Genomic DNA, 21,640 nt, shown 5'->3' on the forward strand with positions numbered 1-21,640 from the left:
TTCAGGCGTGATTAGGTGCTGGTTTGCCCAGGGCAACCACAGGTGCAGGTTTCGGTTTATTGCGCGCGGCGAAAACGATGATCGCGGCGATGATCGAGGTGGCGGCCAGGCCGTACAGCCCGCCCTGAATCGAGCCGGTGTGTTGTTCCAGCAGACCGAAGGTGGTCGGCGCAACGAAGCCACCGAGGTTGCCCACCGAGTTGATGAGTGCAATCACACCCGCAGCAATCCGTGCATCCAGGTACGCCTGGGGAATTGGCCAGAACAGCGACGATGCCGATTTGAAACCCAGCGCGGCGAAGCAAATGGCGACGAAGGCGAAGATCGGCCCGCCCGTGGTGGACATGAACATCCCGGCGGCAGCGATCAGCAGCGCAGCGGCGACCCAGGCTTGCTGGTGTTTCCATTTGGCCGACAGTGTGGCGAAGGCGTACATGCCGACGATCGACAGCAACCACGGAATCGAGTTGAACAACCCGACCTGGATGTCGCTCAGGTCGCCCATCTTCTTGATGATGCTCGGCAGCCAGAAGGTCGCGGCGTAGATGGTCAATTGGATGAAGAAGTAGATCACGCAGAACAGGATGATCTGGCGATCCTTGAGCAGCGTGCCCAGCGACGGTTTGATCGGCGTCGCGGCTTCGCGGGCCAGTTGTTCGTCATCGATGGCTTTGACCAGCGCGTCCTGCTCAGGAAGGGTCAGCCATTTGGCGTCGTGGGGCTTGGAGTCCAGCCAGAACCAGACGAACACGCACAGCCCGACCGAGAACATCCCTTCAATGAAGTACATCCATTGCCAGCCGTGCATGCCCAAACCACTGATTTGCAGCAGCAGCCCGGACAGCGGGCCGGAGATCAGCGACGCAATGGCCGAGCCACTGAGGAAGATCGCAATCGCCTTGCCGCGTTCGACGCCAGGCAACCAGCGGGTGAAGTAATAAATCACCCCAGGGAAGAAACCGGCTTCGGCCACACCGAGCAAAAACCGCAGAATGTAGAAGTGGGTTTCGTTCTGGATGAACGCCATGCAGGCGGCCACCAGGCCCCAGGTCAGCATGATGCGGGTCAGCCAGATTCGTGCGCCGACTTTTTGCAGGAGGATGTTGGAGGGGACTTCAAACAGCGCGTAGCCGATGAAGAACAGACCGGCTCCGAGGCCGTAGGCGGCAGCGCCAATGCCCAGGTCATGTTCCATGTGCGCGCGGACGAAGCCGATGTTCACACGGTCGATGTAGTTGACGATGAACATGATCACGAACAGCGGCAGAACGTGGCGTTTCACTTTCGAGATGGCAGACTTCAGGACCGAATCGGCGCCCTCGGTCATCCCGGATATGGATGTATTCACTGCTTTTTCTCCCACTCGTTATTTTTATGCGGGGTGTGGCTGGGTGTTGCGTTGTTGATAGACATCATACAACTAGGTTTTTTTGTTCTACAAGTACTGTCACTCAACAAAATGGTGCTAGGCGGAAGGTTTTTTATTCGTTTTATGGGTTTGTGCGGCGTATTTGTTGGGTTGTGCCCCGGATTTCTTCAGTCGATAATTTCCCTTTGTCGCGGCGGAGCGCTTCGGTGCGATGGTGTAAATCGTCTTTTGTGCAGTGAAATTTGAGTGTTGTCATACAAGTTAGGCGGCGTTTTATTGAGATTCCCGTCATCGAAAAGCGCGCACGGTGATACGATCCGGATACCCGCTTTTCGGATGATCACCATGCAAGAAGACATCGACGCACCTGCCCGCAAGCGTGCCCATAACCTGGCTCATGATCTGGTGAGCAAACTGACCCAGAGCATCCTGCTCGGTCAGATGGTGCCGGGGGACAAGCTGCCGTCGGAGAACTCGATTGTTCAGGAGCATGGCGTCAGTCGCACAGTGGTGCGCGAAGCGATCTCGAAGTTGCAGGCTTCGGGGTTGGTGGAAACCCGTCACGGCATCGGCACTTTTGTTCTGGAGCGCGCACCGGATCAGGGGCTGCGTCTGAATGTCGATACGGCACTGGGCGTGCGCAGTATTCTGGAGTTGCGCATGGGCCTGGAAACCCAGGCTGCGGCGCTGGCAGCGGTTCGTCGCACAGACCAGCAATTGGCGCAGATGCGTGAAGCGCTGGATGACTATCAAAGCCTGTTGGCCAACAACGACAGTTGCGTCGAGGCAGACAAACGCTTTCATCTGCTGATCGCCGAAGCCACCGGCAACGCGTGTTTCACCGAGATCATGCAGCACCTGGGCAGCGCCATGATCCCCCGGACCCGCGTCAATGCCGCCGAGCGCGGGTCGGCGGATTTGAGCAAGCTGGGGCACCTCGCCAACCTCGAACACGAGGCGATTCTAAACGCCATCAAACGCCAGGATCCGGATGCGGCGCGGGCGGCAATGTGGTTACACCTGACCAACAGCCGCGACCGCTTTTCGGCTGATCGGTAGTCGCCGTTGGTCTCCTCGATAGCACCCCTTTTGCAGATTGTCCGACGACAGGCGATAAACGAAACCCCGGCCGATGGACCCAATGTCAGTCAGTTAAGGCGCGGAACCTGTGGGAGCGGGCTTGCTCGCGAAAGCGGTGTATCAGGCGACATCAATGTCGACTGTGCCGCCGTCTTCGCGAGCAAGCCCGCTCCCACATAGATTTGCGCCTTAACTGACTGGCATTGGCCAATGGGCCGGGTTCTTTGTGGTTGCAGGTTTATTGCGTCATCGTTCTTCGCGGGCACTATTGGCCTCAATCCCCCTTCGGCAACTCAATCACAAACCGCGTCCATCCCTTATCCGATTCGCAACGAATCTGCCCGCCATGGGCGCGGATGATTGACTGGGTGATGGCCAATCCCAGCCCCGCATGCTCACTGCTGCCTTCACGGCGCGCCGGGTCTGCCCGGTAGAAGCGGTCAAACAAGCGCGGCAACAAGTCTTCAGAAATCACTTCCCCGCTGTTTTCAACCGTCAGGCTCAGCCCTGTCGGCTGTTCAACAATCTTCACCCGAACCTCGCCACCGCCCGGGGTAAACCGCAGTGCATTGTCCAGCAGATTGGACAGCGCCCGACGCAACATGCTGCGGTCGCCCTGCATGCGCGCGGTGCCGTCACGACTCAATTTCACCTGAGCGTCCTCGGCCAGCGGCGCAAAAAACTCCAGCAGCACATCGGCTTCCTCCGACAGTTCCAGCGCTTCGCGCTTGGGCATCAGCAAGCCGTGGTCAGCCTTGGCCAGGTACAACATGTCGTTGACCAGTTGCGCCATCCATTGCAGTTCTTCGAGATTGCTGTGCAGTGCTTCGCGGTAATCCTCGATGGGGCGAGGGCGGGTGAGGGTGACCTGGGTGTGGGTCAGCAGGTTCGACAGCGGTGTGCGCAGTTCATGGGCGATGTCGGCGGAAAACGCCGAGAGCCGCTGAAAAGAGTCGTCGAGGCGTCCGAGCATGGCGTTGAAACTGTAAGCCAGTTCCTCGAGCTCTGGCGGCATGTCTGCTTCTGGCAGGCGAGCGTTGAGCGATTGCGCCGACACGCCGCTGGCGACCGCACTCATGCGCCGCAACGGGCGCAAACCGCTGCGTGCGGCCCAGGCTCCGAGCAGAGCAGTGGCCAGCGCCGACAAACTGACCGTCAGCCAAATCAGATGCTGCATGCGCTGCAGAAAATGTTGGTGATGGGTGATGTCCAGCAACAAGGTCAGTTGCGGTGAATCGGGTTTGTCGGGGAACAGCGGTGCATTCAGGACGCGGTAGTCAGTGCCGTCGTCGCTCATCGTCGACAGGCCCAACTGGCGCGGCAAGTCTTTGGGTAAACGGGCCGAGCTGTCGTACAAGCGTTGGCCGTCGCTGCCAATGATGCGCAGCGAAAGATCGGCTTGTCGGCTCAATTCATCGGCCAGTCTGGTCTCGCTTTCGCTGGACGGAATGTCATCCAGCGCCCGGCGCAAGCCAATCAGCTTGCCATCCAGCAACTGCTGGTCCAACTCGACAAAGTGCGCCTCGCTGGCGCGGCTGAACAACACCCCGGCGAACAACGACACCACGGCAGTGCAAGCTGCGAACAGCAGCGCCAGACGATTGCTTAGAGAGAGTCGGCGCATCAGGCAGGGCGCTCTTCAAGGACATAGCCCATGCCGCGCACGGTGTGGATCAACTTGTTCGGGAAGTCATCGTCGATCTTCAGGCGCAGACGGCGGATCGCCACTTCGATCACATTGGTGTCGCTGTCGAAATTCATGTCCCACACCTGGGAAGCGATCAGCGACTTGGGCAGAACTTCACCCTGACGTCGCAGGAGCATTTCCAGCAGGGCGAATTCCTTGGCGGTCAGGTCGATGCGCTGACCGTTGCGTTCGACCCGACGACGAATCAGATCCAGACGCAAGTCGGCCAGTTGCAGGCTGGTTTCCTGAGGCGTGGCACTGCCGCGACGCAGCAGACTGCGAACCCGCGCCAGCAGTTCGGAGAAGGCGAACGGTTTGACCAGATAGTCGTCGGCACCCAGTTCCAGGCCGTGAACCCTGTCCTCCACAGCGTCTCGCGCTGTAAGAAACAGTACTGGTGTGTCGAGGCCCGCGCCGCGCACTGCTTGCAGAATCTGCCAACCATCGCGACCGGGCAGCATCACATCGAGGATCAACAAGGCGTAATCGCCGCTCAACGCCAGTTGCTGGCCGGTGCTGCCATCGGCCGCCAGTTCGGTGGTGAAACCGGCCTCGGTCAGGCCCTGACGCAGGTAATGGCCAGTTTTCGGTTGGTCTTCGACAATCAGCAGTTTCATGGGCGACTCGCGCAGTTGGAACGGTGCGTTATACCGTGGGCGGCGGCGATACAGGCCAACCTGACAAAGTTGTAATCTGCCTGTCAGGTGGCTGGCAGAGCCCGCGGGTTAAGTTTCCCACAAGCTGAACCTCATCTTGTTGGAGTGCGACTATGTTTTTGCAAAATCGTCTGGTACTGACCGCTTGCTTGCTGACTCTGAGCTTGGGACTGGAGGCTTCGCCGGCGCATTCCTACGACTTCGGTCAACCGGCGGCAGCGACCAAGGCTACCCGTAGCGTTGAAGTGGTGATGGGCGATATGTCCTTCACTTCCAAGGCGATTGATATCAAGGCCGGAGAAACCGTGCGTTTTGTACTGGTGAATAAAGGCCAGTTACTGCACGAATTCAACCTCGGCGACGCGGCAATGCATGCCCGGCATCAGCAGGAAATGCTCCAGATGCAGCAAAGCGGCATGCTGATGCCTACAGGCATGAAGGCCATGGACCACGGCTCCATGGCCACAATGGACCATTCCTCCAAAGGGCATGGGATGAAACACGATGATCCGAACAGTGTGCTGGTGGAGCCGGGCAAAACCGCCGAGCTGACCTGGACCTTTACCAAGGCCACCAACCTGGAATTTGCCTGCAATATCCCCGGTCACTATCAGGCCGGTATGGTCGGCAAACTGACAGTCAGTCAGTAAGCACTCAAAGGCGGGACCAAAGGCTGGTAGAATCCGCTGATTCTTCAGTCAGGTTTCCGCCATGCATCCCGCAGCCGAACATTCGCCGCTGGGCAAGTCCAGCGAATACATCGCCACCTACACGCCGTCCCTGCTGTTCCCGATCCCGCGCACCGCGAAATGGGCCGAGCTGGGCCTGACGGCTGAAACCCTGCCGTACAAGGGCGTGGACTTCTGGAACTGCTTCGAACTGTCCTGGCTGTTGCCGTCCGGCAAACCCGTGGTGGCGATTGGCGAATTCAGCATTGCGGCGGATTCGCCGAACATCATCGAATCGAAGTCGTTCAAGCTGTACCTCAACTCCCTGAACCAAACAGCGTTTGCCGACACCGCAAGCCTTGAAGCGACGCTGGCAAAAGACCTTTCGGCCGCAGCCGGCAAACCGGTGGGCGTGCGGATTCGCAGCCTGAAAGATGTTGAGGCGGAAGGCGTCGTGGCGTTGCCGGGTGTGTGCATCGATGACCTGGATATCAGCGTCAGCAACTACGAGCATCCGCGTCCGGAACTGCTGCGGTGCAATGAGTCGCTCATTATTGAAGAGTGCGTACACAGCCATTTGCTCAAATCCAACTGCCCGGTCACCAGCCAACCGGATTGGGGCAGCGTAGCGGTGGAGTATCGCGGCGCGGCGCTGGACCATGCGAGTTTGCTGGAATACATCGTGAGCTTCCGTCAGCACTCGGACTTCCATGAGCAGTGTGTGGAGCGGATTTTCCTCGACCTGCAACGGTTGCTCAAGCCAGAGAAGCTGACGGTGTATGCGCGGTATGTGCGTCGTGGCGGGCTGGACATCAACCCGTATCGCAGCACGGAAGAAGTGCAATTGCCGAACCATCGGCTGGTTCGTCAGTAAAGTTCCAATGTGGGAGCGGGCTTGCTCGCGAAGACGTGGGCACATTCAACATGAAAGTGCCTGCTAGACCGCTTTCGCGAGCAAGCCCGCTCCCACAAGGGATTGCATTTCAGGTCGCAGGCATTAAAAAGCCCCGCTATCGATAGCAGGGCTTTTTTGTATCTGGCGGGTTCATATCCCCATGTTGCCCAACGCTTGCACGATGTTGCGCAAGGTGCCAGCAAGGGTTGGGTGTTCAAGTTCGAAGCGATCGACGGCCAGATTCACACTGTCGGCGAGGTTGGTGTCCTGGGTTTTGGTTTCCAGCTCAAGTTCGAGTTCGATCTGTTGCATCAGCGCGTGCAGGTCAGCGCGCTCGGCTTCGGTAAGCGGTGGATTCTGTTCCAATTGCTCGCGCAGTTTGTTGAGTTGTTCTTGCAGTTCGCGGGCAGGCATGGCGTTCTTCCTTTTATCGATAGGCACTGGCATAGACCGCAGCGGCGCGCCAAAGGTCTACGGCTGACCTTTAGATTAATCCACTCCCAGGCAAACTGCATGATCTCGATCAGGGCTTCTCACCCTTGAGCCGGCGCAGGCTGATATCGGCCAGGCAGGTGTCGAGTTCGCCCAGATGATCGATTACCGAATGCACGCCCAGGCCGAACAACTGCATTGTCGCCTTGCCGCGCAGATGTTCCCGTTCCTTTTGGCTCAAGACCTGCCATTCGCTGGGGGCCAGCCCGCACAGCGAGCCGCAGGACGCCAGGCCAATGGTCCACAACCCGGCATTCAGGCCCGATTGCAGGAGTCGCGGTTCGCCGCTGACCAGCACACAACCGTCCAGTCGTTCGACATTCAACGCCATTAAGGCTTGCCAACAGGCGTTCGGGGCTGGCCATGGATTGATTGTTGCCAGGTGTTGCGAAGGTTTGATCCATTCCGGGAGTGCCCCGGCCAGAGAGTGGCTGAGGGCGGGGGGCAGTTCATCGAGCCAGGCGCAAGGAATCTGTTGGCGCTGCAAGCTGGACAGGCTGTCCAGAGCGCCAAGCGTGACTTCGGCATGCTCGGCAGTCAGTGTGCCACCTTGGCGAGTACGTGCGCCGAAATCCACCAGGCATCCGCTGAGGCCGAAAAGTACCGCGGTCAGGCTGGGGGCGATGAGAGGCGTGGTTTCGGCGCGTGGCATATCAACATCCTTGAAATAGTAACAAGGCTATTCGTGGACGGTGACAGTTGAGTGACACTGATGTGAATCGCTTCCAGCCAGGAGAATCATCCGGAGGCCATCGCGCACGATGCTGCCTAAACCGGGTTTTCCGTCATATACTAGCGGCCTTTGCGCCTGGGCCAAGCCCCCGCGCCAGTACGAATCCAAGGAGTTTCTCTATGCGCTGGAGCAATCAGCTCGTTCAGCTTTGTATGTGTGCCAGTGTATTGCTGGCTCCGTTCGCGGCCCAGGCGGCCACGGAAGAAGACCCTTGGGAAAGCATTAACCGCCCGATCTACAAGTTCAACGATTTTGTCGACACTTACGCACTGAAGCCATTGGCTCAGGGCTATCAATTCGTCACGCCGCAGTTTCTGGAAGATGGCATCCACAACATGTTTCGCAACGTCGGCGACGTGACCAACCTCGCCAACGACGTGTTGCAAGCCAAGCCCGCTGCGGCAGGCGTCGATACCGCGCGTTTGATCTTCAACACCACCTTCGGCCTGCTGGGCTTCTTCGACGTGGGCACTCAGATGGGCCTGCATCGCAATGATGAAGACTTCGGCCAGACCCTCGGTTACTGGGGCGTGGGCAGCGGCCCATACTTGATGCTGCCGCTGCTGGGTCCAAGCACCTTGCGTGATGCGCCTTCCAAGTATGTCGACGGCTATACCGGCCCGTACCGCTACATCCACGACGTGCCGGTGCGTAATTCGATCTTCGGCCTGAACATCGTCGACGCCCGCGCCAACCTGCTGTCGGCCGAGAAGCTGGTCAGCGGCGACAAATACACCTTTATTCGCAATGCGTACCTGCAAAATCGCGAATTCAAGGTCAAGGACGGCCAGGTCGAAGACGATTTTTAATCTCGACCGGTAAAACGAAGAAGGCGGCCATTTGGCCCAATGTCAGTCAGTTCAGGCGCCATCCATGTGGGAGCGGGCTTGCTCGCGAAGACGGCGGCACAGTCAACATTGATGTCGCCTGATACACCGCTTTCGCGAGCAAGCCCGCTCCCACAGGTTCCGCGCCTTAACTGACGGGTGTTGGCCATCTGGCCGCCTTCTTTCGTTTGGCTTGCTGGTAAATTCGGGGCTATTTCATTTTCAGGATTGTAAGCCCGAGTTTCTGATTGGAACCCTCCTGTGTTTTCACCCACACCACTTCGGTATCGGCCTCAAGGCCTTTGAGCGCTGCATGATCGGAATCAATCCGCACGCTGAGATGGTCACCGACCTTGAATAAGCGGGGCGCCTCAACTTGCATGCCACTGCTGGAAAGGTCGATGCAGACGGCTGGCACCTCGTCGCCTTCATGAATCAGCGCCACATCGGCATCGACCCGCATGCGGATGAAATCGCGCTTTTCGCTGTAGTCCCGATCAGTTTGGCTCATGGGCTCGATCCTTCCTTTGGGTTACGGTTTTGCCTGTTCTTATAACTCCCGGTGATTTGACAAGTAAAGACGTCAAGCGACCATCGGCGTGAGCTTGAAACGCCTCGCGGATGGGAGTACCGTCTGCGCCTTAGAAGGGCACCTTTGGTGTACCTGTAAGTAGGGCTAACGCTCGAAAACGGTGCGGCAGAGAGGCTAGAAAGCGAATCCAGTAGTGTGTGCGGGGGCCAATGCCCAGCCTGCTACGCCAACCTAATTCTGGCGCCGTTTGCCCACATGCCAAAAACCAGTGCCACGCTGCTGATAATCGATGATGACGAAGTAGTGCGCGCGAGCCTCGCGGCCTACTTGGAAGACAGTGGTTTCAGTGTCCTGCAGGCCAGCAACGGCCAGCAGGGTCTTCAGGTATTCGAGCAAGACAAGCCCGACTTGGTCATCTGCGATCTGCGCATGCCGCAGATGGGCGGACTCGAACTCATTCGCCAGGTCACCGAGCTGTCGCCGCAAACCCCGGTGATCGTGGTGTCGGGCGCGGGCGTGATGAACGACGCGGTCGAGGCCCTGCGCCTGGGCGCGGCGGACTATCTGATCAAGCCTCTTGAAGATCTGGCCGTGCTCGAGCACTCCGTGCGCCGGGCCCTGGATCGTGCGCGCCTGCTGCTGGAAAACCAGCGCTATCGCGAGAAGCTGGAAAAGGCCAACCGCGAGCTCGAAGCCAGCCTGAACCTGCTCCAGGAAGACCAGAACGCCGGTCGCCAGGTGCAGATGAACATGCTGCCGGTCAGCCCCTGGAGCATCAACGAGTTCCAGTTTGCGCACCAGATCATTCCGTCGTTGTACCTGTCGGGCGATTTCGTCGACTACTTTCGGGTCGATGAGCGTCGGGTAGCGTTTTACCTGGCGGACGTTTCCGGCCATGGCGCCTCTTCAGCCTTCGTTACCGTGCTGCTGAAGTTCATGACCACGCGCTTGCTGTTCGAATCCAAGCGCAACGGCACATTGCCGGAGTTCAAGCCTTCAGAGGTTCTTGGTCATATCAACCGGGGCCTGATCAGTTGTAAGCTGGGTAAACACGTCACAATGGTCGGTGGAGTCATCGACGAGGAGACCGGTTTGTTGACCTATAGCATCGGCGGTCATCTGCCGTTGCCTGTGTTGTACACGCCAGACAGTGTTCGTTACCTGGAAGGGCGCGGTCTGCCGGTGGGCCTCTTCAATGAAGCCAGCTACGAAGACCACGTACTGGAATTGCCACCAGTGTTCAGCCTGACGCTGATGTCTGATGGCATTTTGGACCTTTTGCCAGAACCCACACTCAAAGATAAAGAAGCTGCTTTGCCTCAACGGGTGAAGGCAGCGGGCGGCAGCCTGGATGGTCTGCGCCAGGTTTTTGGATTGGCCACGCTAGGGGAGATGCCGGATGATATCGCCCTGTTGGTGTTGAGCAGGAATCTTTAATGAGTACCGGTAGAATCCAGTTCGCCGAGCAGGACGGCACCTTCGTCCTGAAGTTCGTCGGTGAAGTTCGCCTGACCCTGTGTTCGGCGTTGGATGCGACTATTGAGCGGATCTTCACCGCGTTGAATTTCAACGCCATCGTGATCGATCTGACCGAAACCCGCAGCATCGACAGCACCACCCTGGGCCTGCTGGCCAAACTGTCGATCCTGTCGCGGCAAAAGGTCGGCCTGCTGCCGACCGTCGTCACCACCCACGAAGACATCACCCGTTTGCTGCAGTCCATGGGCTTTGAGCAGGTGTTCAACATCGTTGATCGCCCGATCCCATGCCCTGAATGCCTGACCGACCTGCCGGACCAGGATCAGTCCGAAGAAGTGGTGCGCGTCAAAGTCCTCGAAGCGCACAAAATCCTCATGGGCCTGAACGACTCCAACCGTGAGGCGTTCCATGACCTGGTGAATGCGCTGGAGCGGCACTGATTCCCCTGAAACGGTGTGGGTCGGTCTGATCCCACACTAGCCCCGCGTAAACTCACCATCCCGACCCACTACGAATCCCTGTAGGAGCGAGGCTTGCCCGCGAAGGCGCCATAACGATCACCACATCCCCCAGCGCGAAGCCTATTCAATCTCCAACACAACGCACAAAAAAGGGCGAACCCGCTAAGGTTCGCCCTTTTTGCACAGCTTCGAACTAGATCACAGCTTGGCCTGCAACAACGCCTCAAGCTTCTCCTGATCCCGAGCAAACTGACGAATCCCCTCAGCCAGCTTCTCGGTCGCCATCGCATCCTCGTTGGACAACCAACGGAACTGCGCTTCATTCAGGCTCAGACGCGCCTCGCCAGCATGCCCCTGCGCCAATTTGCGCTCCAGCTTGCCAGTATCCGCCGCCAGCTTCTCCAGCAGATCCGGGCTGATGGTCAACCGATCACAACCGGCCAACTGCTCGATCTGATTCAGGTTACGGAAGCTCGCACCCATGACCACAGTCTTGTAGTCATTGGCCTTGTAGTAGTTGTAGATACGCGTCACCGACTGCACGCCCGGATCATCCGCGCCGGTGTAGTCGTTGCCGGTGGCCTTCTTGTACCAGTCGTAGATACGGCCAACGAACGGCGAAATCAGGAAAACCCCAGCGTCAGCACAAGCCGCAGCCTGAGCGAAAGAGAACAGCAAGGTCAGGTTGGTCTGGATGCCTTCCTTTTCCAGCTTCTCGGCAGCGCGGATACCTTCCCAGGTCGAAGCGATCTTGATCAGCACACGGTCACGGCCAACGCCGGCCTTCTCGTACAGGTCGATCAGACGGTGCGCACGCTTCAATACGGCGTCAGTGTCGAACGACAGGCGCGCATCCACCTCAGTGGAAATACGGCCCGGTACAACCTTCAGAATCTCTTGCCCTACCGCAACGCCAAAACGGTCACTGGCCAGGCCCACATCGCCCTTGCAGTCATGAACGCAAGCGTTCAGCAACTCGGCATAAGCGGGAATGGCCGCCGCTTTGAGCAGCAGGGAAGGGTTGGTGGTAGCGTCCACGGGTTTAACGCGAGCGATTGCTTCGAAGTCGCCGGTGTCGGCAACCACGGTGGTCATTTGTTTGAGTTGTTCCAGCTTGGAAGTCATGAGCGTGCTCTGTCCTATGGGTCTAATGACATTACCCGAGCGCTTGCAGCCACTCAAGGGCGCGTACGTGTATCGATAGCCCCAGCGGCAACATCCTGAAAACGGATGTTTGAAAGGCGGGGCGTGGTATCGGTAGATACGATGCTGAAATGGGGGACAGGTTCAACGCAGGTGACCGTTAACGCCCCTCCAGCAACTCTGCTGCCTGATCCAGCAACGCCAAAGGCTCTTTGGCCTTATGAATATCCACCGACAACAACTGCCGAAACTTCCGCGCCCCCGGAAACCCGGTGCCCAGCCCCAGCACATGCCGGGTGATATGGTGCATTGATCCACCCGCCAGCAGATGCTCGGCAATATAAGGCCGCAACTGCGCTAGCGCCTCGGCCCGGCTGATCACCGGCGCCGTGCTGCCGAACAGCTGCTGATCCACCTCAGCCATCACATAAGGATTGTGATACGCCTCACGACCCAGCATCACGCCGTCAAACGTCTGCAAATGCTCGTGACAGGCCTCCAGCGTCTTGATCCCGCCGTTGAGAATAATCTCCAGCTCTGGAAAATCCGTTTTCAACCGCGCCGCCACGTCATAGCGCAGAGGTGGAATGTCACGGTTCTCCTTCGGCGACAGCCCCTCCAGAATCGCAATCCGCGCATGCACGGTAAAACTCGTGCACCCGGCATCCCGAACCGTGCCGACGAAATCACACAACTGCTCGTAACTGTCCCGCCCATTAATCCCGATCCGATGCTTCACCGTCACCGGAATCGACACCGCATCACGCATCGCCTTCACACAATCGGCCACCAACTGCGGATGCCCCATCAGGCACGCGCCGATCATATTGTTCTGCACCCGATCACTTGGGCAGCCGACGTTTAGGTTTACCTCGTCGTAGCCATGGTCCTGGGCCATGCGTGCGCAGGCTGCCAGGTCCAGCGGGACACTGCCGCCGAGTTGCAGGGCGAGCGGGTGTTCGGCTTCGTTGTGACGCAGGAAGCGGTCATGGTCGCCGTTGAGGAGCGCGCCGGTGGTGACCATTTCGGTGTAGAGGAGGGCGTGCTTGGAGAGCAGGCGCAGGAAGAAGCGGCAGTGGCGATCGGTCCAATCCATCATGGGTGCAACGCTAAACCGCCGAGACAGCGCAGAGCTTGTGTTCTGTGGGTTAGTGACTGTTTTAGCTAACATTTTTCTCTGCGTATTCTGGGCCGTTTTTGGGCGTTTTCAGGCGTTTTTTAAAGGCCGGTGGTAAAATGTACCACTCACTTTCTCATTTGTACCACTGGAACGATGGCAACCATTAGAGCAAGAAAGAAGGCCGACGGATCGGTTAGTTATACGGTCCAAATCCGCCTTAAAAACAAAGGGGCAATAGTTTACCAAGAGTGCCAGACCTTCGCCCGGAAACAGGCTGCCCTGGCATGGGCTCGAAAACGCGAAGCGGAGCTGGACGAGCCAGGCGCGATCGAGCGGGCAAATCGCAAAGGCACGACGGTCAAGGAGATGATCGACCGTTATTTGATTGAGATGGAGAAGGTCCGGCCTTTGGGTAAGACCAAGCTCGCCACGCTCAAAGCGATCAGCGAATCATACCTGGGCAAATTGAATGACCAGGACATCAACAGTCAGCAGTTGGTGGAGTATGCGCTGTGGCGGATGGGCAAGGAGGGCGGGAGTGTACAGCCTCAGACGGCTGGTAATGATCTGGCGCATTTGGGCGCGGTGCTATCGATCGCTCGGCCTGCTTGGGGCTACGAAGTCGATCCGCACGCAATGACGGATGCCCGGCGGGTGTTGAAAAAGCTGGGGTACAACATGAAAAGTCGTGAGCGCGACCGACGCCCGACGTTGGATGAACTCGACAAGCTACTCACGCACTTTCAGGGTATCCAAGCCCGTCGCCCAACGTCGATCAACATGCTCAAAATGACTGGGTTTGCGTTGTTCTCAACACGCCGGCAGGAGGAAATTACGCGGATCCTGTGGACGGATCTGGATGAAGTGGGCCAGCGGGTATTGGTGCGTGACATGAAAAACCCCGGCCAGAAGATCGGTAACGATGTCTGGTGCCATTTACCGCCGGAAGCCTGGGCCATTCTCCAAACCATGCCGAAGGTGCTGCCTGAGATCTTCCCCTATAGCGCCGAATCCGTATCCACGTCGTGGACGAGGGCCTGCAAGATCCTTGGCATCGAGGATCTGCACTTTCATGACCTGCGCCACGACGGCGTTAGCCGGCTGTTCGAAATGGACTGGGATATTCCTCGGGTAGCGAGTGTATCGGGACATCGAGACTGGAACTCGATGCGGCGTTACACCCACCTCCGTGGACGAGGCGACATGTATGCCAATTGGAGGTGGTTTGAGCGAGTTCTGAAGACACCCGTAAAACTGGGCGCTAGGACGTTAAGGTGAGTCAGTGGCACTTAACTCCGCGCGCCCTTCCCTCAAAAAAACGATTCAATAGGTGCTGCTTTCTACCCAAAGATGCGTTCACGAACGGTAGGAAACTGCCGATTGTGTTGAAAAAGTCGACCCGGCCTGGCTACCCCTGCGTTCAGCGGTGAAAGAGCCTTTTTTGCACGTTGCTACGTCGAATCTGAGTCCTGAACCTTCTGCGCAAAACACAGATTTCAATCTCAGATGCGTACTTTTCTGCCTTGGAAACTGAGTGTACTGAGATGGAGTCGTCATTTGCCCAGCTGCGATTGCTCTTGGTTTCTCAGCCTTAGCGATCGTTCGCAGGTGCTTCTATGGGGCCAAGCGAATTTCAGTAATCCTAGCCAAAATGCTAGATCCTTGCTGTCATTTATTAGTACATACTTCGATTTGATAAGTTGCCATGAGCCTGACGCCAATGCAGATCAATACATTCCTAGAGCAATCCGACGATAACCATTTCGGATTATTGTTCTGGTTTGAGCAGCACGCCGGCCAAGTGCTGACCTGGAAACAACTGCAACAGGCCCCTGATACGGTCACAATCTCGGCAAAGGGAATCTACAAACCCGAAAAGCTCAATTATGCGTTGTCGATCCGCCAAACATTGAACAGCCCCTACAGCGATCAAGAGCCTATCTATCAAGAGGATGGGAGCTGGTGTTACCAGTATGCCCAAGAGGAAGACAAGTTGGGCGACTCCGCTGCACTGTTTACCAATCTAGGTTTGGAGCGGTGCATGGACGACGGTGTGCCGGTGGCAGTACTGAAGCAGCTATCCAAGAAGCCAGAAATAACGCGCTATCAGGTGCTAGGTTTAGCCAAAGTCGTTTCATGGGAGAACGGAGTCTTTACTCTTCAGAGCACGACGCTATCAGACCCCACTATTAAACTAGGTCTGACCGTTGAAGAACCGATGTCTTCCTTCACACCAGATGGGGCAGAAGATAACCGCAGGCGCGATCTACGTGAAATCGCCTTGCGCCAAGGGCAACCTGCTTTTCGCAGCGGCTTACTCACCGCCTACGAGGGGCAGTGCGCCTTAACCGGCTGCACAGTAGTGGAGGTGCTGGAAGCTGCACACATTACGCCTTACTTAGGACCAGACACTAATCACATCACTAACGGGCTGTTACTACGCAGTGATCTTCACACCCTGTGGGACAGAGGTCTGATTTACCTAAGCGACGATTTCACCCTGCAAATTAATCCTAGATTGGCAGCATCCGAATATGCCCCGCTAGTGGGCAAGCAAATTAGGAAAGCAACGCATCAGGCGCTGTGGCCCTCCCTGGCGGCGATTCGGGCACATCGAGAGTGGTGCAGCCGGGGGGCTGAGGCGCCCCGGCCTTTTTTGTCGCTCCCAGTAAAGTAAATTTGGCCGATCTTGGGTAATCACCTCGCTCTCTCTAACAAATGTCAGCTGTCTGGATTGCTGCTGGTATTCGTTTCCGAGATTGTGGCGAACAGTGTATGACTGGAAATGGCCGGAAGCCGACCCCCTAGAAACGGATGCCTATCACTTCTCCGTCATCGTTCAAAGCCGGTAGTCCATACGTATCCAGCAGTTTACCTTTCGCGAAAATGAAGCGCGGTGGCCAAAACGTGTATTTATGGATCAGCGATAGAAGCTGTTCTACCGTAGTCACCTGATAGGGGGCTTTCAGGCGGAAGAAGTACATGCATTCCCAATCGCTATTGAAATACTGTTTAAGATCATCGGGATCATGCGTTTCAGAAATCGGCCTTCCTTCAAGATCCTCCTCATCTGGCTGATTTCGATATTGCTCAAAAAACAGACTTCCTAACAGATCGAAGGCAAATTCCTCCCAGAGTAGCGGGCTATCTTCATCATCAGGGTCAGGAGCCTCCTTAGCATCGAAGGCTAAAACAAACCCTTTGCTATAAGCGTCCTGAATTGGTTGGCATAGCTTTGCCGCTTCTGAAATCTGATGCCAATTATCCAAGCCCACAGCGTTGGCTACGATCTCAAGAGCTTCAAGATGCGAAATGTCTTTAGCCCGTTTCAGGCGGCGAGCGCGTTGTTTTAGGCGAGAAACAGTAGATTGGTGGATCAAGATTATGCGTTTCATAGGATGCATCCTCTGTTCGCGGAAAGCCGGTGCCCACTGCCGAGATCCGCACAGGGAATCCCAAACGCATTGAAGAGGAGGAAATCGTCCCATTCGGGTTTGCCAAGGTGGGCAGCAGGCTTCGATCCAGCCTGCGCAAATCATAAGGGATTGGTCGTAGGTCTTTCAATACGTTTGAATGACCTATGCACGGCGCATAGCAATCCCCCTATGTATATGTCAGCGAATGACTGTTTTGGCCGATTTATGCTTGTCGTGACCGGCAGAGAACGGTTGAATCCACAGCCAAAAGTCATTCAGAGCAGAGCCACCTCCTGCCATAGGTAACGTGGTACAGGACGCATTCGGCAAAACGCAATTAGTCGATCTTTCTCGAAAATTTGGTGGTGCTCAGCAGTGGAAGCCGTGAGCATGTTCGCCTCCAGGTTGGATGAATCCAAAGACCGCCGTCGGTTGGGTGGGCTAGCAGCTAACGTCGGGTTTTGAAGGCTGACAGTGCTCGTCAGGGTGGCGAGGGGGGAGCTTGCTTCGCCCCCCGGCACTCCTTGCAGACTCAATAATGGAATCACACTGGATGACGATGCGCATCATCCAGTGCGCCCGGCGCTTACAGGATATTGAGCGGATAACTGATGATCACCCGATGCTCATCGCTATCGCGCTGTGTGGACACTTCAGTGCGCAACGACGCGTGACGCAAGGCAATGCTCAGGTCCTTGAGCGGTCCTTGTTGAATCACATAGCTCACGGTCAAATTGCGCTCCCACTCTTTTTTGTCGCCATCGGGTGTGCGGATGTTCGAGCCGCTTTCGTACATACCCAGTACGCTCAAACCAGGAACACCGACCGTCGCAAAATCATAGCCGTAGCGCACCTGCCAGGTGGTTTCCCCGGCGCGCTGGAACTTGCCGATCATCGACTCCGTCATGAAGTAAGCCGTAGAGCCGTCGCCCTGATTCAACCAGACCGCATCGCTGTCGCCGCTGACTTGTTGCAAGCCGGCGGCGAAGGTGTGGCCGTTCACCAGGTAGGTGAATTGCGCGCTGCTCAGGCGACTGTCGACTTTGCCTTTGGTGACACCGTTGCCGTAGTAGCCAAACGTGTAGAAGTCGGGGTCATGACCATTGGCGCCATCGGAGCGGTTGTCGAAGTGACGCAGGTCGGTGCGCAGGGTGCCGGGGCCGACCTGCCAATCGTATTTGAGGCCCAGATAGTTCTGTTTGTAGAAGTCCGGCAGGTTGCCGTAGTAGTACTGCAAGGTCAGGTCTTTGGTCGCTTTGTAGTCCACGCCGCCGTAATAGAACTTGTTGACGAACTCGCCCGTCTGCGCGTTGTTTGCACCGGGAATGGACATGCCCATCTGGTTGCTTGAGCCGCGACCTTTGACATGCTCCAACTGGCCGAGGGTGAAGGTGAAGTTCTCCAGATCCTTGGACTGGATCTGCCCGCCATTGAAGGTTTGCTGCAGCATGCGGTCGGTGGACATCACCACCGGCAACATCGGGACCAGCGTGCCGTATTTCAGTTCGGTGTTGGAGAACTTGGCTTTGGCCGTCAGGCCCAGGCTGCCGAACTCATCCACGGCACGCCCGTCGCTGTCGGTCGGGAAGATGTTGCCGTTGAAGGCTTTGCTTTCCGGGTTGTAGTGCCGGCCCTTGCCGGAGTCCAGCCGGATACCGTACATGCCAATGGCGTCTATGCCGAAACCGACCGTGCCCTGGGTGTAGCCGGACTGAAAGTTGGCGATGAAACCCTGGCCCCATTCCTGGGTGTAGTTGGGGGCGGCGGCGCCGCTGCGGTTGTCGGCATTACTGAAAAAGTTGCGGGCCAGCACACTGAGCTTGCTGTCTTCTACCAGGCCTGCGGCGTAGCCCTGTTGAGCGATGATCAGGCCGCAAATGCCGGCCACTACTTTAGGTGCGCGATTGAAAAGCTCCATCGGAGTCATCCCCATGAGTTGTCGAATGTTGTGAGAGGCAGTCAAAAGCGGCAGTAAAGGTTTTTATTGTTTTTCAGGAGCAGCGGTGGCCGGCAAGACGTTCAGTCTCACGGGCGGCAAGCGGTACAGGATGAACAGTGCGAGCACGCCGATGCCGGCGCAGAGCAGCAGGCCGACACCCACTGACTGGGCCAGGGCATCGCGGGCCAGGTTCAGCCATTGCGGGTGTTCGAGCAGTGCGGTGTCGGGGTGCAAAAGGATCTGCGGGTCGGCGTACAACGCCAAACCGTCAGCGTGCCCTTGGGCGATAAAAAGTCGTTGCAGGTTGGCGCTGTAAAGCAGGTTGACCAGCACACCCATCGAGGCGGTGCCGAGCAATCCGCCAACCAGTCGCAAGGACTGCGTCAGTGCGGTGGCGATCCCGAGGAACTGGCGCTCGGCGAGGGTTTGAGTGAATACCGTCAGGTTCAGCAGGATGAATCCCAAGCCAAGACCTGCCAGCAGAATCAAGCCGAGCAACACATTGAATGAGGCGCTACGCCCGGCGAGAGCCAGGCAGAAGCATGCCAGCAGCAGCGCCACAAAACCGCACAGCGGCAACAGGTTCGGATTACGCAAGCGGGTTACGATGCGGCTGTTGACGATCGCCCCCAGGGTGATGCTCAACGCCAGCGGCGTGATCAACAGGCCGGCATCCTGCGGCGAGTAGCCATAGCTGCCTTGCAGCAACAGCGGCAGATAGAACAGCAGTGAAAACATGATCGCGCCGGCCGCCATCGACAGCAGAAACAGCAGGCGCATGCTCGGTAGCCGCAGCAATGCCGAGGGCAGCAGTGCGTGCGTGCAGCGCCGCTCCCAAACGCACAACGCGACAGTCGCCGCCACGCAGATCAAACCCAGCGCCGCACTCAACATCAGGCTGGAATGCCCCAGCCATTCGACGAACAACTGCAGACTGCCCAATGCCAGGGCAATCAGCAGCGCGCCCGGCCAATCGAGGCTGATCTTTGTCAGTTGCTGTGGGCGGTAATAAGGCAGGTAGCGCCAGGCAAAAAACAGCGCCAGGCAACCCAGCGGCAGATTGAGATAGAACACCGAGCGCCAGCCAAACGCCCCGGTCAGATAACCACCTAAACCCGGACCGATAGCGTTGACCACGCTGAACAGGGCGCTGAGCAGCATCTGCCAGCGCAGGCGTTGTCTGGTGTCGGGAAACAGTTCCGGAATGCAGGCGAATGCGGTGCCGATTAACATGCCGCCACCGACACCCTGCAAGGCGCGACCAATCACCAGCAACAGCATGTCACTGGCCAGTGCGCAGGCCAGTGACGCCAGGGTGAAGATGAGGGTGGCGGCGATCACGAAGGGCTTGCGCCCATAGTAATCCCCCAGTCGGCCAAAGATCGGGATGGTGACGATCGACGCCAGCATGTAGCCCGTGGCGACCCATGCGTAAAGCTCAAAGCCCTTGAGTTCGGCGACGATGCTTGGCAAGGCGTTGCCGATCACCGTCTGGTCGAGCGCCGAGAGCATCAACACCAGCGAAATGCCCAGCATCGCCAGCAAGGCCTGTTTGAAACTCAGGGGAGGGTGGGTCGCCACGGCCATCGTCGGTCCTCAGCTCAAAGCCGCAACGGCAGCAGCAATGCGCGAGCAACCTTCGTCGAGGGTCTTGATGTCGGTGGCAATCGACATCCGGAAGAACGGCGCCAGGCCATAAGCGGTGCCTGCCACCACGGCCACGCCCTGGCTTTCCAGCAGGTACATGACCACGTCGTAGTCGCTGGCCAGCTGCTTGCCATGGGCCGTGGTTTTGCCGAGCAAGCCTGAGCAGTTCACATAGAGGTAGAACGCCCCGTCGGGCTTGCGGCAACTCAAGCCGTCAATGGCATTGAGCAGTTCCAGGCAGCGATCCCGGCGTTGCTGATAGACCGCCACGCTTTCCTTGACGAACGCCTGGTTGCCATTGAGCGCTTCGACGGCGGCGGCCTGGCTGATCGAACAGGCATTGCTGGTCGATTGCGATTGCAGGGTCGCCATGGCAGCGATCAGGTCGGCCGGACCTGCGGCGTAGCCGATACGCCAGCCAGTCATGGCATAAGTCTTGGACACGCCGTTGACCACCAGGGTGCGCTCGGTCAATGCCGGTTCGATGGCGAGGATGTGCGGGTTGTCCAGGCCTTCGTAGCGGATGTGTTCGTAGATGTCGTCGGTCATCAGCAACACCTGCGGATAATCCAACAGCACATCGGCCAGGGCGCGCAGTTCGGCAGCGCTGTAGCTGGCGCCGGTCGGGTTGCTGGGCGAATTGAGCAGCAACCAGCGAGTGCGCTCGGTGATCGCGCTACGCAGTTGCGCCGGGGTCAGCTTGAAGGCGTTTTCTTCGGGGCAGGCGAGGGTGACCGGTTCACCTTCGCAGGCCAGCACCATGTCCGGGTACGACACCCAGTACGGCGCCGGAATCAGCACTTCATCGCCCGCGCCGAGGGTGGCGGCGAAGGCATTGAAGATCGCGCTCTTCGCACCGCTGGTGACCAGAATCTGATTCGCACCGTAGGTCAGGCCGTTTTCTCGGGCCAGTTTGGCGACGATGGCCTGGCGCAGCTCCGGGGTGCCGGCATTTTGCGTGTAGCGGGTTTCGCCGCGCTCGATGGCGGCGCTGGCTGCTTGCCGAATGTGCACCGGGGTATCGAAGTCTGGCTCGCCGACGACCAGATTGATGATGGACTTGCCTTGCCGGCGCAGTTCGTTCGCACGGTCAGATGCGGCGCTGCTGGGCGATGGTTTGATACGTTGCACACGGGCGGCGATGCGGGAGGCGGTCACGTGTCTTTCCTCGTTGATGACGTTGACGAGGCCCTACAGTACGAGTCGCTACCCTGGCCGCCATAAGACGAGATCGTTCTGGTCGGATAGGCATCGCTTATGGCTGGAACTGAACAGTGCTTGCACTAATACGGTGCGCCAAAGCCTGTATGCCCTTGGCGGGTATCAACGCCGGCAACAACGATCAAGCCATAGCAAAGGCTTATGGTTGAGACACAAAAACCTGTGGGAGCGAGGCTTGCCCGCGAAGAGTGCTCTGCGGTTTTTCAGGTATTACGCGTCATCGTTCTTCGCGGGCAAGCCACGCTCCCACAGGTTCTGCGCCTTGCCACAAATGA

The 21,640-nt window shown here is 57.8% G+C and carries 20 protein-coding genes; 8 read left to right on the top strand and 12 right to left on the bottom strand.

Features of this window, described 5'->3' with window-relative positions; genetic code table 11:
* Position 1 precedes the first annotated feature (1 nt).
* Positions 2-1,348 (bottom strand): MFS transporter, encoded by a 1,347-nt coding sequence (locus KW837_RS26485; RefSeq protein ID WP_192343288.1) that lies wholly within the window; start codon positions 1,346-1,348, stop codon positions 2-4.
* 366 nt (positions 1,349-1,714) lie between these two features.
* Between KW837_RS26485 and KW837_RS26490 the strand changes: the two genes are divergently transcribed.
* On the top strand, positions 1,715-2,428 hold the full coding sequence (locus KW837_RS26490; RefSeq protein ID WP_218399092.1) for a FadR/GntR family transcriptional regulator: 714 nt from the start codon (positions 1,715-1,717) through the stop codon (positions 2,426-2,428).
* A gap of 295 nt (positions 2,429-2,723) precedes the next feature.
* On the opposite strand, the gene KW837_RS26495 is transcribed toward KW837_RS26490, so the two are convergent.
* Both KW837_RS26495 and KW837_RS26500 read right to left on the bottom strand, forming a co-directional pair.
* Positions 2,724-4,073, bottom strand: a complete 1,350-nt coding sequence (locus KW837_RS26495) for a heavy metal sensor histidine kinase (RefSeq protein WP_218399093.1) — start codon at positions 4,071-4,073, stop codon at positions 2,724-2,726.
* On the bottom strand, positions 4,073-4,753 hold the full coding sequence (locus tag KW837_RS26500; RefSeq protein WP_218399094.1) for a heavy metal response regulator transcription factor: 681 nt from the start codon (positions 4,751-4,753) through the stop codon (positions 4,073-4,075). The genes KW837_RS26495 and KW837_RS26500 overlap by 1 nt, the downstream gene beginning before the upstream one ends.
* A gap of 152 nt (positions 4,754-4,905) precedes the next feature.
* Between KW837_RS26500 and KW837_RS26505 the strand changes: the two genes are divergently transcribed.
* Positions 4,906-5,442 carry a plastocyanin/azurin family copper-binding protein gene (locus tag KW837_RS26505; protein WP_008071115.1) on the top strand — a complete coding sequence of 179 codons (537 nt, stop codon included), beginning with the start codon at positions 4,906-4,908 and terminating at the stop codon, positions 5,440-5,442.
* 61 nt (positions 5,443-5,503) lie between these two features.
* Entirely contained in the window at positions 5,504-6,334 is an 831-nt protein-coding gene (gene queF, locus KW837_RS26510) for an NADPH-dependent 7-cyano-7-deazaguanine reductase QueF (RefSeq protein ID WP_218399095.1), read from the top strand.
* A gap of 171 nt (positions 6,335-6,505) precedes the next feature.
* On the opposite strand, the gene KW837_RS26515 is transcribed toward queF, so the two are convergent.
* Both KW837_RS26515 and KW837_RS26520 read right to left on the bottom strand, forming a co-directional pair.
* Entirely contained in the window at positions 6,506-6,769 is a 264-nt protein-coding gene (locus KW837_RS26515) for a DUF4404 family protein (RefSeq protein ID WP_218399096.1), read from the bottom strand.
* Positions 6,770-6,878: 109 nt separating this feature from the next.
* Positions 6,879-7,499: an HAD family phosphatase gene (locus KW837_RS26520; protein ID WP_218399097.1), complete on the bottom strand. Its 621-nt coding sequence runs from the start codon at positions 7,497-7,499 to the stop codon at positions 6,879-6,881.
* A gap of 200 nt (positions 7,500-7,699) precedes the next feature.
* On the opposite strand from KW837_RS26520, the gene KW837_RS26525 reads away from it, so the two are divergent.
* Entirely contained in the window at positions 7,700-8,389 is a 690-nt protein-coding gene (locus KW837_RS26525; protein WP_218399098.1) for a VacJ family lipoprotein, read from the top strand.
* Positions 8,390-8,618: 229 nt separating this feature from the next.
* Here the strand turns inward: KW837_RS26525 and KW837_RS26530 are convergent, their stop codons facing one another.
* Positions 8,619-8,918, bottom strand: coding sequence for a PilZ domain-containing protein (locus KW837_RS26530; protein ID WP_218399099.1), 300 nt, complete (start codon positions 8,916-8,918; stop codon positions 8,619-8,621).
* Positions 8,919-9,194: 276 nt separating this feature from the next.
* Between KW837_RS26530 and rssB the strand changes: the two genes are divergently transcribed.
* Positions 9,195-10,376: a two-component system response regulator RssB gene (gene rssB / locus KW837_RS26535; protein WP_218399100.1), complete on the top strand. Its 1,182-nt coding sequence runs from the start codon at positions 9,195-9,197 to the stop codon at positions 10,374-10,376.
* Positions 10,376-10,858 carry an anti-sigma factor antagonist RssC gene (rssC, locus tag KW837_RS26540; protein WP_007897104.1) on the top strand — a complete coding sequence of 161 codons (483 nt, stop codon included), beginning with the start codon at positions 10,376-10,378 and terminating at the stop codon, positions 10,856-10,858. The genes rssB and rssC overlap by 1 nt, the downstream gene beginning before the upstream one ends.
* Before the next feature lie 219 nt (positions 10,859-11,077).
* Here the strand turns inward: rssC and tal are convergent, their stop codons facing one another.
* Both tal and dusA read right to left on the bottom strand, forming a co-directional pair.
* Positions 11,078-12,004, bottom strand: a complete 927-nt coding sequence (gene tal / locus KW837_RS26545; RefSeq protein ID WP_218399101.1) for a transaldolase — start codon at positions 12,002-12,004, stop codon at positions 11,078-11,080.
* A 178-nt stretch (positions 12,005-12,182) separates the two neighbouring features.
* A complete protein-coding gene (gene dusA / locus KW837_RS26550; RefSeq protein WP_218399102.1) occupies positions 12,183-13,193 on the bottom strand; it encodes a tRNA dihydrouridine(20/20a) synthase DusA in 1,011 nt (336 codons plus the stop codon).
* 102 nt (positions 13,194-13,295) lie between these two features.
* On the opposite strand from dusA, the gene KW837_RS26555 reads away from it, so the two are divergent.
* Positions 13,296-14,420, top strand: coding sequence for a tyrosine-type recombinase/integrase (locus KW837_RS26555; RefSeq protein ID WP_218399103.1), 1,125 nt, complete (start codon positions 13,296-13,298; stop codon positions 14,418-14,420).
* A gap of 427 nt (positions 14,421-14,847) precedes the next feature.
* Positions 14,848-15,819, top strand: a complete 972-nt coding sequence (locus tag KW837_RS26560; protein ID WP_218399104.1) for an HNH endonuclease — start codon at positions 14,848-14,850, stop codon at positions 15,817-15,819.
* Between the two features lie 127 nt (positions 15,820-15,946).
* Here KW837_RS26560 and KW837_RS26565 read toward each other — a convergent pair whose 3' ends face one another.
* The 4 genes from KW837_RS26565 to KW837_RS26580 all read right to left on the bottom strand — a co-directional run bounded on the left by KW837_RS26565 (position 15,947) and on the right by KW837_RS26580 (position 21,302).
* The gene (locus KW837_RS26565) at positions 15,947-16,537 is read right to left on the bottom strand and encodes a glyoxalase superfamily protein (RefSeq protein ID WP_218399105.1); all 591 of its coding nucleotides are present in this window, start codon (positions 16,535-16,537) and stop codon (positions 15,947-15,949) included.
* 607 nt (positions 16,538-17,144) lie between these two features.
* A complete protein-coding gene (locus tag KW837_RS26570) occupies positions 17,145-18,476 on the bottom strand; it encodes an OprD family porin (protein WP_218399106.1) in 1,332 nt (443 codons plus the stop codon).
* 63 nt (positions 18,477-18,539) lie between these two features.
* Positions 18,540-20,084 (bottom strand): MFS transporter, encoded by a 1,545-nt coding sequence (locus tag KW837_RS26575; RefSeq protein WP_218399107.1) that lies wholly within the window; start codon positions 20,082-20,084, stop codon positions 18,540-18,542.
* 9 nt (positions 20,085-20,093) lie between these two features.
* Positions 20,094-21,302: an aspartate transaminase gene (locus KW837_RS26580; protein ID WP_218399108.1), complete on the bottom strand. Its 1,209-nt coding sequence runs from the start codon at positions 21,300-21,302 to the stop codon at positions 20,094-20,096.
* Positions 21,303-21,640: the final 338 nt, after the last annotated feature.

Origin of the sequence: Pseudomonas sp. PDM24 (assembly GCF_019218905.1) — a bacterium.
Taxonomy (GTDB): Bacteria; Pseudomonadota; Gammaproteobacteria; order Pseudomonadales; family Pseudomonadaceae; genus Aquipseudomonas.

Coding starts and splice junctions, on each gene's coding strand:
- KW837_RS26570 (WP_218399106.1), bottom strand. CDS start 18,476: ATGGAGCTTTTCAATCGCGCACCTAAAGTAGTGGCCGGCATTTGCGGC.
- KW837_RS26555 (WP_218399103.1), top strand. CDS start 13,296: ATGGCAACCATTAGAGCAAGAAAGAAGGCCGACGGATCGGTTAGTTAT.
- KW837_RS26500 (WP_218399094.1), bottom strand. CDS start 4,753: ATGAAACTGCTGATTGTCGAAGACCAACCGAAAACTGGCCATTACCTG.
- KW837_RS26490 (WP_218399092.1), top strand. CDS start 1,715: ATGCAAGAAGACATCGACGCACCTGCCCGCAAGCGTGCCCATAACCTG.
- KW837_RS26495 (WP_218399093.1), bottom strand. CDS start 4,073: ATGCGCCGACTCTCTCTAAGCAATCGTCTGGCGCTGCTGTTCGCAGCT.
- rssB (WP_218399100.1), top strand. CDS start 9,195: ATGCCAAAAACCAGTGCCACGCTGCTGATAATCGATGATGACGAAGTA.
- KW837_RS26505 (WP_008071115.1), top strand. CDS start 4,906: ATGTTTTTGCAAAATCGTCTGGTACTGACCGCTTGCTTGCTGACTCTG.
- KW837_RS26520 (WP_218399097.1), bottom strand. CDS start 7,499: ATGCCACGCGCCGAAACCACGCCTCTCATCGCCCCCAGCCTGACCGCG.
- queF (WP_218399095.1), top strand. CDS start 5,504: ATGCATCCCGCAGCCGAACATTCGCCGCTGGGCAAGTCCAGCGAATAC.
- KW837_RS26575 (WP_218399107.1), bottom strand. CDS start 20,084: ATGGCCGTGGCGACCCACCCTCCCCTGAGTTTCAAACAGGCCTTGCTG.
- KW837_RS26525 (WP_218399098.1), top strand. CDS start 7,700: ATGCGCTGGAGCAATCAGCTCGTTCAGCTTTGTATGTGTGCCAGTGTA.
- KW837_RS26515 (WP_218399096.1), bottom strand. CDS start 6,769: ATGCCTGCCCGCGAACTGCAAGAACAACTCAACAAACTGCGCGAGCAA.
- KW837_RS26560 (WP_218399104.1), top strand. CDS start 14,848: ATGAGCCTGACGCCAATGCAGATCAATACATTCCTAGAGCAATCCGAC.
- tal (WP_218399101.1), bottom strand. CDS start 12,004: ATGACTTCCAAGCTGGAACAACTCAAACAAATGACCACCGTGGTTGCC.
- KW837_RS26530 (WP_218399099.1), bottom strand. CDS start 8,918: ATGAGCCAAACTGATCGGGACTACAGCGAAAAGCGCGATTTCATCCGC.
- KW837_RS26565 (WP_218399105.1), bottom strand. CDS start 16,537: ATGAAACGCATAATCTTGATCCACCAATCTACTGTTTCTCGCCTAAAA.
- dusA (WP_218399102.1), bottom strand. CDS start 13,193: ATGTTAGCTAAAACAGTCACTAACCCACAGAACACAAGCTCTGCGCTG.
- rssC (WP_007897104.1), top strand. CDS start 10,376: ATGAGTACCGGTAGAATCCAGTTCGCCGAGCAGGACGGCACCTTCGTC.